We start from the raw sequence: 15,360 nt of genomic DNA on the forward strand, positions 1-15,360 counted from the left end.
GCGACTGATGGACTACAAGGAAGTGGCAAGGCTCACCTACCTCCACCTCGAGTACGTCGGCCCGCGCAAGCTCTACCTGGTCGCGGCCGTCGACCTTGCCGGCAACCTGCCCGAATCCGACGTGGCGCGCCGCCTCCGCACCATCGAAGGGCGCCTGGAGGAACACGAGGCCGTGGAAGAAGCGGTCCTGACCCTGTCCACCGCCGACGCCCCGTCCCTCGCGTTCTAGAAATATGAGGTGTGGATGGTTGGGTTTGCTGCCCGTCCGGGCGGCCACTGCCGCCCGGCGGTCCCGCGGAGCCAGCCTGGTGATAGTGGGTTCCGCCGCATGGGCGGTAGCGCCGCTGGGCCGGCGAGACTCCCCAGCCGTCGCCGGACACCTTCAAAAACTGCACGTCGTCCCGACCGTGGAAGTCGTCCTGACCGAAACACCCGCGCACCTTCGCAAACGGGTCGAGCCGCACACCGGGCCGGCGCTGATCGACCTGGCTGCCGGCCGCCCGCGCCCGGCACAGGCTTCCTTATTCAAAGTGCCCTCCGTGGTCCGGGCCCATTTCCCGATTGTGCGAATGGCGGGTCCTCCCCCGATACCGGTGGTCGAGCCGGCGAACAATTGAATCCGATTGGTTCAAGACCTGTGCGGTTCACCGGTATATGGTGTGGGTGACCGCAAGAATGACGTCGAACCGACAAGGGCAGCGAGCTGCCACGCATTTGTTTTGTAAATTCTTCGCCCCCTCCGCGCGAGAGAGGGCTGGAGGGCAATCCCATGGGGAGAGGCCTCCTTCCGAGAGTTCCCACCCGTCAGGAGAACAAGCCATGAACCAATCCGCAGACTCCCTGCCCCCGCGTGCTGCTGTAATCATCAATCCAGCCAAGGGCGAGGCCGCCGATGTGCGGGCGATGATGACCACGGTGTCGTCCAATAACGGTTGGGCGGCGCCCCTTTTCCTGGAAACAACGCCAGAGGATGGTGGAACAAGCCAAGCCAGGCAGGCGTTGGCCGAAAACGTTGACGTGGTCATCGCCGCCGGCGGAGACGGCACAGTCCGCTGCGTGGCAGCGGTGCTGTCCGGTACGGGCACGGCCCTGGGAATCATTCCGCTGGGAACGGGAAACCTGCTGGCCAGAAACCTCGGGCTTGACATCAATGACCCGGCTGCCGCTGCCAGGGAGGCGCTTACTGGCGCCAACCGCCCCATCGACGTCATTCTGGCGACGGTGGACCATGCCCGGGACCAACAGCTGTTCCTGGTCATGGCCGGCTTGGGATTCGACGCGGCCGTCATGGCGGACACGAAGGATGGACTCAAGGATACCGTGGGCTGGCTCGCCTACGTCGATGCGGGCATCCGCAAGCTCCCTGGCCGGCCGGTCAAGGCAACCATCACCATCGATGCCGGGCACTCAACGGTCCATCGGCTGCGAGGCGTCACGTGCGGCAATTGCGGGAAGCTTCAGGGCGGGGTGGAGCTCTTCCCGGGCGCCCGGTTCGACGACGGCGAACTGGACCTCATGGTTGTCGCGCCCCGTGGAAGACTTGGTTGGCTCGGCGTGCTTGCCGGACTGTTCAGCCGCGGACGCAGCAAGGACCCGTCAGTCGAATATTTTCACGGCAAGACGGCAGAAATCTCCGTGGCAACGCCCCAAGCCTTCCAACTGGACGGCGACCCCCTCGGGGAGGCATCCCATCTGACCCTAACTGTCGATGCCGGCGCCCTGTTGGTCCGGCAGGCCGGATCATGAGACTTTAACAAGCACGTCATCGGACCGCCGCGGCAGGTGTGGGCCTGTTGCCTGTCTCGTGGCAGTGCACCGACAACGGCTGCGTCGCGGTCGGACAGCCGGCGGTCACATACGCGCCACTCCCTGTTTGCTGAGACCAGGGGTTGTCAAGAGGCATGGCGGCACTTCAGGCCGAACAGTGCCTGCGGCCTCCGATGAACCGCGCCAACCACACGGTGACCGCGATGATCAGCAGCACAATGCCGGCCCAGTGAAGCCGGCTGAGGGAACTCCCACACCATCGGCGAACGCTCCCTGACGAAATGGCAGTCGTTCATTCTTCGGGGACCTGAACCGTGAGCATTGGTCACGGGGCCGGCCCTGCTCCGCCGGAGGCGGCGGACTGCGTGGGCGGTCCCTTCGGCCTTTTTCCGATGCAATTGCGGTCAGCGAATGGGCAAGGGCTTCCGGTCCGGGGTGACTGGGGCCAGTTCCCAGGTATTGACGAAAAACGGCTGTGGTGTCAAGGACAACTTCGCGGGCATTTTGACACGGTTCATCGAAGGCAATTCAGCCACTGGGCGCTTTCCGTGCGTCGCGTGGATCGCCTCCCCTTTCCGGTTACCCAACTGCGGCGTAGTCTTAATTTGAAGCCCCAGACCCCGGCAGACCGCATGATGCAGCGCCAACCGGGGGTATTTCGTGATCGTCTCCAACACCGAAAAGACAGCGCAACCAGGCCCCGCGTCGTGGTGGGCCCTGGCAGCGCCGCTGGCCACGCCGGCATCGAGCGCACGCAGTCATCAGTTGCCTGCCTGGCAAGACCCGAACCCTGTGCGGGGAGGGGAAGACGCATGAACGGGCACCAGCGCGGTTGGCTGTGGGTGTGGGGGTCCGCCGCGGCTTTGGGGGCCTGCGTGGCGGTCGCCGGACTCGCCGTCCTCCTGCATGTTCGGCTCTGGCCACTCGTCATGCTGGCCGCAGCCACGTCCCCGTGGGCCGTCAACCGGTTGCTGCGGCTCACAGCACCCCACGTCCCCACCCCGCCCGCCGCGGCCACGTCCGTCGTCTCCGTTTCTCGTCCCCACCTGGACATGCCCGTCGGGGCCGACATCTTCACCGCGGCCGTCCGAACCCTTGACGATGGGGACCTCTGCCGGGCTTGGCGCGGCAGCTATCAATCGCTCGAGGGCGCCTATTCCCCGGCCATCCACGCTTATGTCGTCACGCTTCGCCAGGCCTACATGGATGAAATGGACCGTCGCGACCACGCCGGTTTGCAGGCTTGGCTTGTTTCCTCCCCGCAGCCCCATGGGGGCCCGGAGAAATTCCTCCTCCACGGCGACGACGACCGCCGCTGAGCACGTGGACCTTGGAACCGCAGCCCGGGCCGTCCAGAAGCTGCTGCCGCCTTCGCGACGTTCGAGGCCGGCCGCCTGCTCCCGCGCTTCAGCGCTGATTCCTCCTCCCCTGTCCGCGAGGGCGGCATGATCATCACAGGGCACTTCGCGTTGTAGACCAGGCGGTGTTCCAGAAGCGAAGAGCCGGAGGCGGACCATGTTCGCGGGGCATCCACGCCCAGGAGGGAGGCGCCGGCGGACGCCATGCCTGGACCGCCACCGAATCCGTGCCCCGCCACCGCGCTTCGGCCGCTGCGCACCGGAGCGCTTCCGGGGATCCGCTCGAGGCACTGGCCCCGACCACAACGTGTTTCACGCGCTGGTCCTCTCCCTCGTCAGCCAGCGCACTGCGCCGACGGGGCATCACTCCCCGGTGGGCTGTTTCCCGGTTCCGCGGGTGTAGCCATCGCCGATCAGGGCACCGTCCAGGGCGGGGGCGACGGAACCAACAATCTGCCCGATGGCAAAGAAGGAGGAAATCGCCTGGCCGCGCAGTACCAGGGGCAAGATCTCGCTGACTGTCAGGTACGCCGAAGAGGCCCCGGCGCAGGCGAAGCAGAAGGAGAGGCACCAGAACATTGTTGGCGTGACGGCGGTCAGCGCCCCCGCCTCGAACAGCGCGGCGGAGACGGCCAGCACGATTCCCGACAACACGTAGCTGGCAAAGATCATCTTGCGCCGTCCCATGCTGTCAAACAAGGGGCCCAGGACCAGCGGCGCCGCCAGGTTTCCTGGGGCAAAAGGGAAGAATGGGACCGTGATGCCACTGGGGGAAATGTGATAAGAACTCTGCAACACCAGTGCATAGGTAATGAAGATCGCGTTGTACAGGAACAACTGCGTAATCATCATGCTCACCCCCGGAATGTTTTCTGGGGATCCTTCCGGAGGACGGTGTGGGCCATCCGGTGGAACGGGATGTTCTTGATGGGGGTGACTTCCAGGAGCCAGATCGTCATCGATCTCGCTGAGTTCGTGCCCGTCGGCCACGATGCCGCCCTCGATCTTGTCAATGGTGTCCTCAGCTTCCTTCTCATTCCCGTGCGTCCTCAGCCACCGCGGGCTTTCCGGGATGTGGCGGCGCAGGTAGGTGATGATCAGGCCGAGGAAGGGGCCGATGAAGAATCCGATGCGCCATCCCCGCAATCCCACCGCCGAGAAGGTGGATCGCCAAAGTCGGGATGAACAATCCCTTCCGCCCCGGTTTGTCGGCGAGCCGCCCAAACTGCAGGGTTCCAACAACTTCGCCGACGGGGTTGACCGTCCCGGTGAACCCGACTTGGGCGGTCGAGATGTTGAGGGCGTGCTGGCAGCCGTCGGTGGCAACGATTTGGATTTCCAGGCCGTCAAGAATCCACGAAACGCCACGACCGACAATCACCGACCCGTGGAATTTGGTCCATGGCAGCCGGTCCACGCGGGTGGGCACCGGTGGCGGTGCCTCGCCCCCCTCATGCCTCCGCCGCAGCTCAAGCTATTGCGTCGGCGCAATCATTGCGTCTAGTGTCAAGTTATGCCGGCTATCGTCCAGGAGCCCCAATCACCCCACGTGCTGCGCGAGTACGCCATGCTGGCCGACGGCGAGCGTGCGGCACTGCTGGGTCCGCGCGGGGATGTGGCCTGGATGTGCGTGCCGCACTGGGACAGTGAGGCTGTCTTTTCCTCCCTGATTGGCGGAGGCGGCACCTTCGCGGTGACACCGGAGAACCCCCGCTATGTTTGGGGAGGCAGCTATCTGGACGGGACGCTGATCTGGCAGAGCCGCTGGGTCACCACCGACGGAATCATCGAATGCCGCGAGGCGCTGGCCCTGCCCGCGGACCCGCACCGCGCAGTCCTCTTGCGCCGCTTGCGCGCCGTCTCCGGCCCGGCCGCGGTGACTGTGGTACTCGATGCCGGTGCGGGCTTCGGCAAACACGGGATGACCAGGCTTAAATGTACGGACGGTGTTTGGACGGGCCGCAGCGGACGCGTGTACCTGCGGCTTTCCGGTGCCCCGGAGGCCACGGTGCACGACGGCGCGCTGCGGCTGCGCTTGGAGGTTCCCGCCGGCGGTGGCCACGACCTCGTCTTGGAACTGGCCGAGCAGCCCTTCCCGTCGGCTCCCGTGGACGTGGACGCGGCGTGGGCCGCAACGGAGCGCAGCTGGGACGACGCCGTCCCGCAGCTGCTGGACACGATAGCCCCCGACGATGCCAGGCAGTCCTATGCCGTGCTGCGCGGAATGACCGGCGCCGGCGGCGCCATGGTCGCGGCGGCCACGTTGGGCATGCCGGAACGAGCACTCGAGAAGCGTAACTACGACTACCGCTACGCCTGGATCCGGGACCAATGCTATGCGGGCCAGTCGGTCGCAGCCTGCGGTCCATACCCGCTGCTCGATGACGCCGTCCGGTTTGTCACCGCCAGGCTTCTGGAGGACGGGCCGGACCTGAAACCTGCATACACGGCAAGCGGCGGCCGGGTTCCCGACGAATCCGACCTCGGCCTGCCGGGGTACCCCGGGGGTACCGCGAAGCTGGGGAACTGGGTCAATGAACAATTCCAGCTGGATGCCTTCGGCGAGACGTTGCTGCTCTTGGCCGCCGCGGCCACCCACGACCGATTGGACCTGGAGAACTGGCGGGCGGCCGAGGCGGCGGTACAAGCCATCACGGACCGCTGGCAGGAACCGGATGCCGGCATTTGGGAGCTCGCCAACGACAAGTGGGCCCATTCGCGGCTGATCTGTGCGGCAGGCCTGCGTGCGGTGGCCGTCCATGCCCCTGCGGCGCAAGGCGCCCCCTGGACGTCACTGGCGGACACCATAGTTGCCGACACGGCCAGGGATTGCCTGAACCCCAGCGGCCGATGGCAGCGCAGCCCCACTGATGGCCGGGTGGATGCGGCACTGCTCCTGCCCGCCCTGCGGGGCGCGGTCCTGGCAAATGACCCCCGCAGCCTGGCAACGCTGGCAGCCGTCCGCGCCGAGCTGGGGCGCGAGGGGTATGTGTACCGTTTCAGCCAGGACGCCCGCGCCCTGGGACAGGCGGAAGGGGCGTTTCTGCTGTGTGGCTTCGACATGGCCATGGCCGTCCACCAGCAGGGCCATGAGGTTGAGGCGATGCACTGGTTCGAACGCAACCGCGCCGCGTGCGCCACGACGGGCCTGTTTACCGAGGAATACGATGTCGAACAGCGCCAGCTCCGCGGCAATTTCCCGCAGGCATTTGTCCATGCCGCGATGCTCGAGACCGCCAGCCGCCTCGCCACGACGCCGAAACTTGAGCGGGAATATCCCTAAGGAGCAGCGATGGAAACAGTTCACCAGGTCGTAGTCGTCACCGGCGCCAGCGGTGGGATTGGCCGCGCCACCGCCATCGCGTTCGGCCGCCGGGGCGCCTGGGTTGCACTCTTGGCCCGCGGGCGGGCGGGGCTCGACGGCGCCGCCGCGGAGGTGGAGGCGGCCGGCGGAACCGCGCTGACAGTGCCGGTGGACACCTCGAGCCATGCGGCCCTGCGCAGGATGCGGAGCCGCACCCGGGGAACCATGGTCAAGGTGGGATCCCCACTGGCCTACCGCGGCATTCCACTGCAGAGCGCCTGCGGCGGAGCCAAACATGCCATTCAGGGCTTCAACGAGTCCCTGCGGTGTGAACTGCTCCACGAGCACAGCGGAGCGCACAACACGATGGTGCAGATGCCTGCCGTAAACACTCCCCAGTTTTCCCGGGTCCTTTCACGGCTGCCCAAAAAGGCACAGCCGGTGCCACCCATCCACCAGCCCGAGGTGGCCGCCCGCACCGGTTTTGCCGCACAACAGACCAGCGAACGGCGGCCTGCGGACCAGCCGGCCAATGTGTGGGAACCGGCAGACTCCGACAAGGACTTCGGCACCCACGGCGCCTTCGACCACCGTTCCAAAGCACGGAGCACCCAGCCATGGGCATCCCAACACCACGGGCCAGTGGCTGTGGGGGCCGCCGCGGGCGCCCCCGGGCTTGCAGCCGTCACTGGCTCCCCGCTCGGGCGCTGGGTGCGGCGATGAGGACGGTCGAGCAGGTACGGGCCCTGGTGGGACTGTGCCAGCTGCTCCGGCCCCAGCCCCTCTACCGGGCCGTTACCGGCGCCCCGCCGTCCAGGGACGCCGTTGTGGTCATGCGGGTGCTCGGTGCCCGGCACCTCGTGCAGGCGTTGTTGCTGGCACGGGCGGGACGGACCTGGCATCGTTGCGGTGCGCTCGTGGACCTGGCCCATGCCGCGACGATGGTGGCCGTGGCCTGTGGCGGCCCGCGTTGGCGCAAGCCGGCCGGATTTGATGCGGCGCTGGCGACGGCCTTCGCCGCGATGGAAGCCCGATGAATCAGTTCCCGGGCCCGGCCGGGTAAGGCCCGTCCGTCAGTCCCGGGCCATTCAAGCCCAGCGCGACGCGCTCATCCTCAACGGCCTCCCCCGCAGCCTGCGCGAAGGCGTCCAAAGCCGGACCCATGCTGCGGCGCAATTCAGCGGGCATTCGGTTCATCACGGCGGCGATGGCCGTACGGCGGTGCGCCATCACCTGGTCCACCAGGGCACGTCCCGTTCCGCTGAGGGCAAGGAGCAGATACCGCCGGTCCGCCGGATTGTCGCTGCGGTCCAGAAGGCCGGCGGCCACCAGCCGCTCGCAGGTCCGGGTGGCGTTGGAGGGATGCACGCCCAGGTCTGCGGCCACGGCTCCCAGGTTTTGCGGCCCGTGGGTGGCGATGAAGACCAGCACCCTCAATTGCGGGGAGGTGACGCGGTGTTCAACCTCGGCCACCGATTGGGCGATGACGGCCAGAAAAACCCGCGCGGCGCGCATCGCTGCCTCAATTTCGTCCACCGGGCCGGCAGGGCTTACCGCGGCCGCCGGGACAACACTTGCGGGCTCATGTTCACTAGCAGGGTTCACGCTTCCGAGTATCCATCCTTTCGTTGCGCAGTTGCAATGTTTGCGTATGTTCAATTATTTGGCTGTCGCGCGGCGCGGCCGCAGGGGATGGACTGGCCATGGCGAATCCATTCCATCGGCACCCTGGCCGCGTTCCGGCCGCGCCGGGAACCAGCCGAAGTTCATTCAGTCCCGGCATGAGGAAATGTCCGCTCTTGAGGCCGTGGGATACGCTAAATCCTCCGGCAGGCCGGGTGTCTGCATGGCCGCCTCCGGCCCCGGCGCCATCCACCCGCTCGAGGGCCTCTACGAGGCGAAGCCGGACCCTGTCCCGGTGGTTGTGATCGTGGGTCAGACGGCACAGTCCGCCATCGGCGGCTCCTACCGGCAGGAAGTTGACCTGGCGACCCTGTTCAAGGACGTCGCCGGGGACTACGTGCAGCTCGTGACCGTCCCGGAACAACTCCCAAACGTCTTGGACCGCGCCATCCGGATTGCGCTGGCCGAACGGGCGCCCCCGCCGTCATGATCCCCCTCGGATGGGCAGGAAATGAAATATTCTGCCCCGACCCAGGCATTCAAGACGGTGCCTTCCAGCCTCGGCGCGCAGTGGCCCACCACCACTCCCGCCGGTGGAGGAATCCGCGCGGCGGCGGCCTTGCTCAATGCGGGCACCAAGGTGGCACTGCCCGTGGGGTCCTGGGCAGGGACGTCCTCGCCGACGATCTCCGCTGCGTGACGGGCTCCTTCAGGTCGTTGGGCGCCAGGCCCGGCCAGGAACCCATGATGGGCTGCGACACCTTGCTCACCGTCGGTTCCAGTTTCCCCTGCACCCAGTTCATGCCGAACCCGGCCAGGCACGCGGAGTGCAGATCGACATCGACGCAAGAATGATCGGCATGCGCTACGCGTATGAGACCAACATCGGGGGGGATGCAAAGACCACGCTCCAGGCACGCATCCCGCTCCGTGAACGCCAGGAGGACCGTGGCTGGCGCGAAACCGTCGAAGCGAACGTTGCCCGCTGGTGGGAGACCATGCGATGGAGGCTGCCGTGGAGGCGAATCCCATCAATCCGGTGCGGCTGTTCTCAGAGCTTTCGTCCCGGCTCCCGGACAATGCCATCGTCACCGCGGATTCCGGCTCATCGGCCAGCCGGTACGCCCGCCAACTGAAGTTCCGCGGCGCCATGCGAGGCTCCCTCCCGGGAACCCTCGCCACCATGGGCCCCGGCGTCCCTTACGGCATCGTTCACCGAGTCCCAAACCCTCCCCCCACTACTGCCAGCGACTGTGCGCAGCGCCGGCATGGCCTCCCACCGGATGGGATGGGAATGATCACGGCAGGCGGGCGTCTCATGTGTCAAAATGAGCCATGACCAGCCCGCAGTATGACAGACGCATCCACCGTTCGCGGTTTCGGGTGGCGGTGATGTTCGCGGTCGGCATTGTCACGGCCGCGCTGGTGGGGTCCCTCGGTTCGTGGAACTACGCCCCGGCCCTGGGCTGGGATGCGTCATGCCTGACTTTTCTCGGCTGGGTCTGGGCCGTCATTGGACGGCTGGACCCCGTCGCGACGGCCGCCCACGCCAGCCGCGAAGACCCCGGCCTCGCCGTCTCGGACATACTTGTCATTGCCGCGACATTGGCGAGCTTTGGAGGCGTGGTTCTCATCCTGTTGGACGCTGCCAACGCCCAAGGCGGGACGAAGGCTGCCATCCTGGGAGTGTCGCTGGGCAGCGTGGCCCTGTCCTGGTTCCTTGTCCACACCTTGTTCACGCTCCGCTATGCCAGGCTCTTTTACCGCCGCCGCGCCGGGGTGGACTTCAACGAGGACACCCCGCCCCACTATCGCGACTTCGCGTACCTGTCCTTCACGGTGGGAATGACATTCCAGGTATCCGATACCGACCTGACAACCGATGCCATCCGCTCAACGGCATTGCGCCATGCCCTGCTGTCCTACCTGCTCGGAGCCATAGTCCTCGCAACCACCATCAATTTGGTGGCCGGCCTCGCCAAATAGACACCGCGACGGCTCTCGTGCCCCCTGCCGGCCGCGACCACCCCGATCATTTGTACGTGGTGTTGTTCATCGCTCGGAATCGCTGCGTCCCTCCAACCAGGTGGTGCCCGCGTCGTCGGTGTACATGATGACTTTTTCGTCGCTCAGCCCTGGTGTCGGAGGCTGTCCAGGCTCCAACCCAAACGGCTGATTGACAACCGGACCACCAGAATTTCCCAGGGGGATCCCATCCAATCCGTGCGAATTCCCGGGCCCCGCAGCACCGGTGTCTTGGACAATGGCCGGGACGGCACGGTGCCTGTCCCAGCGGACACTGACGGCAATGGAACCGTTGCCCGCCCGGTCCACGGTCGTAATCAGGCTGTCGGCCGAGGCCCCATCTCGATGAGTTTGTCTCGATAGCCGTCGAGGACGTGTGGCAGCGTTTCCTCCGACCACTCACCGGGGCCACGGCTGGTTGAAATTTCCACTGGTTCAGATTCCGGTCCGGCAGGGCGTCTCCTTTGCCTTCAATGAAGTGCCTGTCATTTAGTTCTGCTCCCCCACGGGAAAAAGATGAACAGCCCCGGCGCGGCAGATATTGGCATGGTTTCCGCGCGCCAACAAGAGGCTGTTCCGGGGCTGGCTGCGGTGGCAAGATGGTGGTACGCCCTGCACAATTGTGCCTGGTCCGCCGGTGGACGGAAGGCAAGACCATCAGTAACGAGTTGAAGGGCGCCGCGGATGCGGCCGAAGGCGCATCGAACTCCCGGGCCTTTGTCATCACGGCCCGTGCGGGGTTCGCCGTCAGCGGGGGCCTCCATATTCTGATCGGGGCAATCGCCATGCGGCTGGCCTTCGGGAAGAGCGGGGAGGCGGACCAGGGCGGCGCCATGTCCCAGCTGGCCGGCCAGCCGGCCGGCGTGTTCCTTTTGTGGATCGCCTTCACAGCGTGCCTGGCCCTGGCGCTTTGGCAGCTGAGTGAGACCGCCTTTGGCCATCGCCAGTTGCAGGGGAAAACGAGGCTGGGCAAGAAACTTTCCGCTGCCGTGCAGGGTGCCGTGTACCTTGTGCTGGCCTTGGCCTTCGCCTCGTTTGCCGTGGGGAGCGGGAAGAACAGCGGACAGTCCACCAGCGACGCGACGGCCAAGATCATGCAGGCGCCTCTGGGCCCGCTGCTGCTGGTGGCCGTTGGGGCTGCTGTCGCAGTGGTTGGAATCGCTTTTGTGGTGCGCGGGATCAAGAGGTCGTTCACCAAGAAGCTGGCCCTGCCGGCAGCGGGCACGGGACGGTCCATTGTCGTGGCCGCCGGAGTCGTCGGCTACATCGCGAAAGGCATCGTACTGGTTCTCGTGGGACTCCTTTTTATCATCGCCACCGTCCAAGCACGTCCCAAGGAATCCACCGGAGTCGATGGCGCGCTGAAAGCCGTGCGTGAACAGCCCTACGGTCTCTACCTGCTGTCGCTCCTGGGTGTGGGTCTGATTTGCTACGGCATCTACCAAATCATAAAGGCCAGGTTTGCCCGAATGTGACAGTCGAGCGCACGACTGGGCAGGGACCTGCGGTTACGCAGGGACCCGGGCGCGCCCGCCCGCGGGCTGTTCCGAAAGTTCCCGCTTCCCTCCGCATTGCACGTCGCATTCTCGCACTGTTGACGTCCACACCATTCCTGACCGCACGCTGCAGCATTGGTGCATGGGAAGTCATGCCCGTTATGAATTCCGCAGAGCGTCGATCAATTCCTGCTTTCGCTTGCGCGAATAGCCGCTGAGGCCAATTTCCTTCGACTTGGCACGCAGCTGGTCGACTGTCCACTCATCGTAGGCGGCCGACTTGCCGCCCTTCCGGCTCACGGCGGAGCGCCCCTTCCTGGCGGCTGCATTGGAGATTCGGGCCGCCTTTTGTTGGGAGGCGCCGTCCTCTCTCAGCGTCTCATACAGAGCGGGGTCCTTGAGGCTTGGGTTCTGTTTTTCGGGCATTTCCACACTCCTTTACCGAAGGCGCCCAAAGGGCATTCTTCCGGCCCGGTACTTCTCCCGCTGACCTTTCAACGCTAGATCCCCAGAACCCGGGACGCAAGGGCCCGACGAACCCTGTGAGGTGATTCGGCCTGCCCCGGCACGGCGGCCTGTCGGTCAAGACCACGGCGGGATCGCCCTTGACCGCCACGGGTCCAAGGATTGGTCAGTCCGTCCCGTCGTCGTGAAGTAGCCGGCGCCGCAATGCCAGGAGAATGCGCTGCACATCGAAGGCGACGGCGGCGCCAGGGCTGAGCCGGGCCCCGTCGGATTCTTCTTGTTCAGCGATCGCCAGAGCCAGTGCGCCAAAGGCGTCGTGCGCGGCCTTGAACATGTCCTTGTCAATTGAGCCGTCATCCCAGGCCGTCAATATGTCCGCGACCGACTGCAGGCTTTTGCCCATGGGAGCACAAAGCTCGGCTCGCAGGTGGCCCTCGAGGGGCCCTTCCCAGATGACGGCCGCAAGCACCTCCGTGAGGTCACGGACATAAAACGTGATGTCTTCCAGAACTGCCAAATCTTCGAAACCTTCGGCAACCAGGCGGTGTCGGGAGCGGCGGTAGGCCCGCGGGTTGCCCTTGTGGCTCTCATGGGCACCATGGACGGCACCGCGAATGTCATTGACGGCCCCGGCCAGAACCTCCTGGCGCCCAGCCCAGTCCTCGTGCCGCGGGGGCCATTGCTCGGTGAGGGCCGTGGCAACGTCTTCGAGCTGGCTGATCAGGATCGTTCGCCCCCGTGTTATCCGCTGGCGCGCTGCGTCCAGATTCAACGGGGGAAAAATCGTGACATTGACGACCAGCCCGACCGCGACGCCCAATCCCATCTCCAGCGCGTACCCGAAGGAAAAGACGTCCGCGTTCCGCCCACCGATGATCAACACCAGCAAAGTGGCGACCGGGACGTACTCACGGCCGGCCCCCAGACGGCGCTGTCCGGCAAGCAGCACTCCCAAGCCCACCGCGAGTGAGATCGTAACGATGTTGGGGGTCCCCAGCAAGAGCACGCCGGCGGCGAGCACAATTCCCAGCGACAATCCCACGAGTGTCTGCAGACCTACGCGGACGGAGCCCATGAACGTCGGGTACATGCCGACCAGGGCGCCCAAAGGGGCATAGTACGCGTATTTTTCGGCCTCTCCCGGCAGATGCGAGGCTAGAAACCACGAAAGGCCCACCGCCAGCGCAGTCTTGGCGGCGAGCAGCAGCCGCTGGCCGGCCACTGAGGCCTTCACCCGGCCGGTCCATGGGTGCGACAACGGCTTAGCGTCCATCGTTGCTTCCACCTCTCCCGAAGCTGGTGCCAAGAGTCTGCCATGACAGCCGTCTGCCGGCCATGCCAGAAACAGCGCGGCCATCATGGTGCCCTGTCATCCTGGCCGCGTGGGCTTCATGTCCCGGTCCGGCATGGACACGTAATTCCTTGATGGATTATTGGGTGGCCGCGCGGCCGCGCGTGGCCAGATGCGGCCGGACTCCACTCACGTGCCCCTTGCCGTTCCATGGCGGGAGATCACGCGACGACGGCCGCGCTGTAAGGGGGCAGTTGGAACCCTTCGGCGCCATTACCGGGCGTGGGAATTATGCCGTCGTCCGTGGCCAGCAGCAGGGTGGACCCAGCGACGGGGACGGGGCGCGCAACCGCCGAGAAGTTGAACGCGATGCAGAGTCCGCCACGATGGAGAACAAGCCATTTGTCCCGTTCACTGAACTCGACCGTCGTGTCGGCAAAACCGGCGCGGACCAGCTGAGGGTTCGCCCGGCGCAGGGCGATCAAGCGCCGGTAAAGCTCCAACAATCGCGCGTGGTCGCCGTCGTCCGCCTCCGGCCAGTTCAGTTTGGACCGCGTGAAGGTGCGGGGGTCCTGGGGGTCGGGCACCGTTGCCGGATCCCACCCCATCTGTTCGAATTCCTTCACCCTGCCCAGGGCGGTGGCCTGCCCGAGTTTCACGTCAGCGTAGGAGGTGAAGAACTGCCATGGGGTGCTCGCGCCGAATTCCTCGCCCATGAACAGCATTGGCGTGAAGGGACACATCAGCGTGGCGGTGGCGGCAAGCGCAAGCTGCCCGTAGCCCAACGTCTGCGACGGCCTGTCTCCGGCGGCACGGTTGCCGATCTGGTCGTGGTTTTGGTTGCACACCACCAGGGCTGCCGGCCCAACCAGGGCGGGGTCGATCGGGCGGCCGTGGTGGCGGCCGCGGAAGCTGGAGTAGGTGCCGTCGTGGAAGAACCCGCGCTGCAGGACCTTGGCCAGGGCCCCCAGGGCCGTGAAATCCTTGTAATATCCGTCGGACTCGCCGCTGACGTTGGCGTGCACGGCATGGTGGAAGTCGTCGCTCCACTGGCCGGCAAGTCCATAACCATTGACGTTCCGCGGGTAGAGCAGCCGCGGGTCGTTGAGGTCGGATTCGGCGATCATTGACACCGGACGGCCGGTTTCGGCCGAAACGGTGTCGGCGAGGGCTCCAAGTTCCTCGAGCAGGTGCACTGCCCGGGCATCCTTGAACGCGTGGACGGCGTCAAGCCGAAGGCCGTCCACATGGTAGTCGCGCAACCACATGCCGGCGTTGTCCAGGATGTACCCGCGCACGGTGTCCGAGCCGGGACCATCAAGATTGACCGACTCGCCCCAGGTGTTGCCCTCCCCCGGCAGGAGGTACGGTCCGAAACGGGGCAGGTAGTTTCCGCTCGGGCCCAAGTGGTTGTAAACCACGTCCTGGATGACGCCGATGCCCGCCGCATGTGCGGCGTCGACGAACGTCTGGTAGGCCGCCGGTCCGCCGTAGGCTTCGTGCACCGCATACCACAGGACGCCGTCGTACCCCCAGTTGTGCGTGCCGTCGAAACCATTGACCGGAAGCAGCTCCACGAAATCGATGCCAAGCCCGGACAGGTAGCCCAACTTTTCACTGGCGGCCTCGAGCGTTCCTTCGGACGTGAAGGTGCCCAGATGCAGTTCGTAGATGACAGCCCCGGCCAACTGGCGGCCCCGCCACTGCGCGTCCTTCCAGTGGTGGACGGACGGGTCGAAGGTCCGTGAGAGGTCGTGGACGCCTCCGGGCTGACGCCGGGACCGGGGATCCGGCAGGGGGGTCGTGTCCGCATCCAGCAGGTAGCCGTAGTCGACTTCTCCCCCAGCCGGCGCACCGGCTGCCGTCCACCATCCCTCGTGGCCGGCCGCATCGCCCACGCGGCGGCTCATGGAATGCTTCCGGCCGGCAGCCACCAGCGTGACCGTTTCCGCTTCGGGCGCCCATAGGTCAAAGCGGCCGCTTCCCTGTCCATGCAAAGTCATTTCACCCTTCCCTCGCCTTCCGTGGTTC

Annotated in this window: 15 protein-coding genes; 10 read left to right on the forward strand and 5 right to left on the reverse strand. The window is 65.9% G+C overall.

What is annotated here, in order from left to right; genetic code table 11:
* Nucleotides 1-7: 7 nt before the first annotated feature.
* The 3 genes from G6034_RS20255 (at nucleotide 8) to G6034_RS04910 (ending at nucleotide 3,086) form a co-directional block, all read left to right on the forward strand.
* Entirely contained in the window at nucleotides 8-229 is a 222-nt protein-coding gene (locus G6034_RS20255; RefSeq protein WP_343037941.1) for a hypothetical protein, read from the forward strand.
* 590 nt (nucleotides 230-819) lie between these two features.
* On the forward strand, nucleotides 820-1,746 hold the full coding sequence (locus tag G6034_RS04905; RefSeq protein ID WP_176633976.1) for a diacylglycerol/lipid kinase family protein: 927 nt from the start codon (nucleotides 820-822) through the stop codon (nucleotides 1,744-1,746).
* A gap of 833 nt (nucleotides 1,747-2,579) precedes the next feature.
* Nucleotides 2,580-3,086, forward strand: coding sequence for a hypothetical protein (locus G6034_RS04910; RefSeq protein WP_176633977.1), 507 nt, complete (start codon nucleotides 2,580-2,582; stop codon nucleotides 3,084-3,086).
* A gap of 402 nt (nucleotides 3,087-3,488) precedes the next feature.
* Here the strand turns inward: G6034_RS04910 and G6034_RS04915 are convergent, their stop codons facing one another.
* Complete coding sequence (locus tag G6034_RS04915) at nucleotides 3,489-4,349, reverse strand: MFS transporter (protein WP_176633978.1); 861 nt, start codon at nucleotides 4,347-4,349, stop codon at nucleotides 3,489-3,491.
* Nucleotides 4,350-4,638: 289 nt separating this feature from the next.
* On the opposite strand from G6034_RS04915, the gene G6034_RS04920 reads away from it, so the two are divergent.
* From G6034_RS04920 to G6034_RS04930, 3 genes are read left to right on the forward strand one after another with little or no spacing between them, the layout of a single operon-like run.
* Nucleotides 4,639-6,408: a glycoside hydrolase family 15 protein gene (locus G6034_RS04920; protein ID WP_176633979.1), complete on the forward strand. Its 1,770-nt coding sequence runs from the start codon at nucleotides 4,639-4,641 to the stop codon at nucleotides 6,406-6,408.
* A 9-nt stretch (nucleotides 6,409-6,417) separates the two neighbouring features.
* Complete coding sequence (locus tag G6034_RS04925) at nucleotides 6,418-7,152, forward strand: SDR family NAD(P)-dependent oxidoreductase (protein ID WP_176633980.1); 735 nt, start codon at nucleotides 6,418-6,420, stop codon at nucleotides 7,150-7,152.
* A complete protein-coding gene (locus G6034_RS04930) occupies nucleotides 7,149-7,466 on the forward strand; it encodes a hypothetical protein (RefSeq protein WP_176633981.1) in 318 nt (105 codons plus the stop codon). The genes G6034_RS04925 and G6034_RS04930 overlap by 4 nt, the downstream gene beginning before the upstream one ends.
* Nucleotide 7,467: 1 nt before the next feature.
* On the opposite strand, the gene G6034_RS04935 is transcribed toward G6034_RS04930, so the two are convergent.
* Nucleotides 7,468-8,034, reverse strand: coding sequence for a MarR family winged helix-turn-helix transcriptional regulator (locus tag G6034_RS04935; protein WP_343037936.1), 567 nt, complete (start codon nucleotides 8,032-8,034; stop codon nucleotides 7,468-7,470).
* A 184-nt stretch (nucleotides 8,035-8,218) separates the two neighbouring features.
* On the opposite strand from G6034_RS04935, the gene G6034_RS19480 reads away from it, so the two are divergent.
* The 4 genes from G6034_RS19480 to G6034_RS04950 all read left to right on the forward strand — a co-directional run bounded on the left by G6034_RS19480 (nucleotide 8,219) and on the right by G6034_RS04950 (nucleotide 11,552).
* The gene (locus tag G6034_RS19480; protein WP_218063579.1) at nucleotides 8,219-8,542 is read left to right on the forward strand and encodes a thiamine pyrophosphate-binding protein; all 324 of its coding nucleotides are present in this window, start codon (nucleotides 8,219-8,221) and stop codon (nucleotides 8,540-8,542) included.
* A gap of 21 nt (nucleotides 8,543-8,563) precedes the next feature.
* A complete protein-coding gene (locus G6034_RS19485) occupies nucleotides 8,564-8,752 on the forward strand; it encodes a hypothetical protein (RefSeq protein WP_218063580.1) in 189 nt (62 codons plus the stop codon).
* 635 nt (nucleotides 8,753-9,387) lie between these two features.
* Entirely contained in the window at nucleotides 9,388-10,038 is a 651-nt protein-coding gene (locus G6034_RS04945; protein ID WP_176633982.1) for a DUF1345 domain-containing protein, read from the forward strand.
* Between the two features lie 638 nt (nucleotides 10,039-10,676).
* Nucleotides 10,677-11,552 (forward strand): DUF1206 domain-containing protein, encoded by an 876-nt coding sequence (locus G6034_RS04950; protein WP_176633983.1) that lies wholly within the window; start codon nucleotides 10,677-10,679, stop codon nucleotides 11,550-11,552.
* Between the two features lie 180 nt (nucleotides 11,553-11,732).
* On the opposite strand, the gene G6034_RS04955 is transcribed toward G6034_RS04950, so the two are convergent.
* From G6034_RS04955 to treZ, 3 genes are all read right to left on the reverse strand, one after another.
* Nucleotides 11,733-11,999, reverse strand: coding sequence for a DUF7218 family protein (locus G6034_RS04955; RefSeq protein WP_176633984.1), 267 nt, complete (start codon nucleotides 11,997-11,999; stop codon nucleotides 11,733-11,735).
* 205 nt (nucleotides 12,000-12,204) lie between these two features.
* Nucleotides 12,205-13,398 (reverse strand): FUSC family protein, encoded by a 1,194-nt coding sequence (locus tag G6034_RS04960; RefSeq protein ID WP_176633985.1) that lies wholly within the window; start codon nucleotides 13,396-13,398, stop codon nucleotides 12,205-12,207.
* A 152-nt stretch (nucleotides 13,399-13,550) separates the two neighbouring features.
* Complete coding sequence (treZ, locus tag G6034_RS04965) at nucleotides 13,551-15,332, reverse strand: malto-oligosyltrehalose trehalohydrolase (RefSeq protein ID WP_176633986.1); 1,782 nt, start codon at nucleotides 15,330-15,332, stop codon at nucleotides 13,551-13,553.
* Nucleotides 15,333-15,360 lie beyond the last annotated feature (28 nt).

Origin of the sequence: Arthrobacter wenxiniae, from assembly GCF_013376105.1 — a bacterium.
In the GTDB taxonomy this organism is placed as follows: domain Bacteria; phylum Actinomycetota; class Actinomycetes; order Actinomycetales; family Micrococcaceae; genus Specibacter; species Specibacter wenxiniae.